At 68.8% G+C, this 1,614-nt stretch carries 1 protein-coding gene and 2 pseudogenes; 2 read left to right on the top strand and 1 reads right to left on the bottom strand.

The genetic code is table 11. The features are described from left to right. A pseudogene (locus tag ABD879_RS32520) lies at positions 1-429 on the top strand (hypothetical protein); the annotation flags it as partial. A gap of 185 nt (positions 430-614) precedes the next feature. Beyond that, positions 615-809, top strand: coding sequence for a hypothetical protein (locus tag ABD879_RS32515; RefSeq protein WP_345025628.1), 195 nt, complete (start codon positions 615-617; stop codon positions 807-809). 399 nt (positions 810-1,208) lie between these two features. On the opposite strand, the pseudogene ABD879_RS32510 reads toward ABD879_RS32515, so the two are convergent. Then, a pseudogene (locus tag ABD879_RS32510) lies at positions 1,209-1,614 on the bottom strand (hypothetical protein); the annotation flags it as partial.

The raw sequence follows: 1,614 nt of genomic DNA, 5'->3' as shown, positions 1-1,614 counted from the left end.
CTCGCCCAGGCCTGGCCCCTGTTCGTCCTGCCCGACGACAAGGTCCTCATCGCCCGCGTCCGCCTGGCCCACTGCACACAGCTGGTGCTCGGCCAGGTCCACCGCGCCGTCAACGCCGGAATCCCCGCCGCCGAGTGCGCCGACCACCTGCGCGCGTGCGTCCCGTGGTGGAGCGACAAGGCGATCGCCGGCTACCTCACCGATCGGGGCGCCGACCCCGCCCATCGCACGTACATGTGGGCCTACCCGGCCGGATTCGACTGGTTCGCCGCCCTTGCCGACGCGGACGCCGGGATAGTGCGGGAGGTACTCCATGCCGCATACCGGGACCCGCTCACCCCGACCGACCTGGCCCGGCTCTGGCCGGACGGACCGCCTATCGGCGGACCCGGCAGCCCTGCTCGTCTACGCAAGCCTCCAGCTGCCTGAGGTCCTGTTCACTCTCATCGACCGCGTCCCCGCCCACACCCCCGCGGCCGCCGCAGGGTGGCGCGTCGCCCCCTGCCTGGCGCGTTCGCCCTGGCCTGGTCCCCGGCGACACCACAGCCCGCGGCTACCTGCTCACCGGCCTCACACCCGACGAGTGGCGACTACTGGACGCCGTTGAGAACCCCTTGTACGACCTCAAGCGCTTGGACCTGGCGGACGGCCGCCACGGTTGGGTTTACGTCTGCAGCCCCACCGCAGAAGTAGGCGACGACGATTGGTCCGCCGACCACGCGCAGACCCACCACCTCCCCGACTACATCGAACGCTGCGCAGCATGGCGGCGCCGCTACGACGAAACCCGACAGCAACAGGCCAGCTGAGCCAAGAACGAAACGCTCATCTGGCACCACTTCGGCCCGCATCTGAGAGGCTTGCTCCGAGAGGCTCGACCGTCACGGTCGGGCAAGGCGGTTAGTTGACATACGACCGGGCTCTGCTCCTGCCGTCACGGCTGCTCCCGCCGGTCCCATCGCCCGTCACCGGCCCGTCCTGCATCTCACGACGATCCGCGCACATAATCTGCCCCCTTCAGCCCGATCCCTCACACAGATGAGTTCCGGGGGTGGGCCGGCCCGGTCGCTGCTACCTCGTGCTCCTCACCAAGCTGACAGTTGCGCTGCACTTGGCGGTGCCCGCTCGTCGGCTGCGGGTTCACGCCAGCGGCCTGAGCCTGACGGCTCAGGCCGTGTCGGACGCTTGTGCCTGTTGTGTCTGTCGTGTCAGTTGAACAGTTCGTCGGCCGAGGAGACCGTGGCGGCTCGGCGGACCCATGTCTCCAGTTGGTCGAGGTCCGTGCAGTCGAGGACGCGCTGCCGCTGTTCCTGTGTCGCCTTGATTCCTCGGGCCTCGAGGATCAGCAGCACGCTCTTGGCCTCTCCCTCGGCTTTGCCTTCGGCGATCCAGGCTCGGGCGGTTTCGCTGTACCAGCGGGACTCGGTCTTCATCTTCTCCTCCAGCGACTTGCGGACCGCCTCGGGGATCAGCGCGCTCACCCAGTCATGGTAACGGCGGGCGACCGCTCGGTCCTTTTCCGCGATCTTGTCGTGTGCGTGGACGATGGCGTCCAGGGAGTCGTCGGGGCCGGCGTGGAACATCGCCGACAGCACGCCCATGGCCGGGTCGGCG

It is taken from the genome of Actinomadura keratinilytica, assembly GCF_039539665.1.
GTDB classification, from domain to species: domain Bacteria; phylum Actinomycetota; class Actinomycetes; order Streptosporangiales; family Streptosporangiaceae; genus Spirillospora; species Spirillospora keratinilytica.
This window is presented reverse-complemented; position numbering and strand designations above follow the sequence as displayed.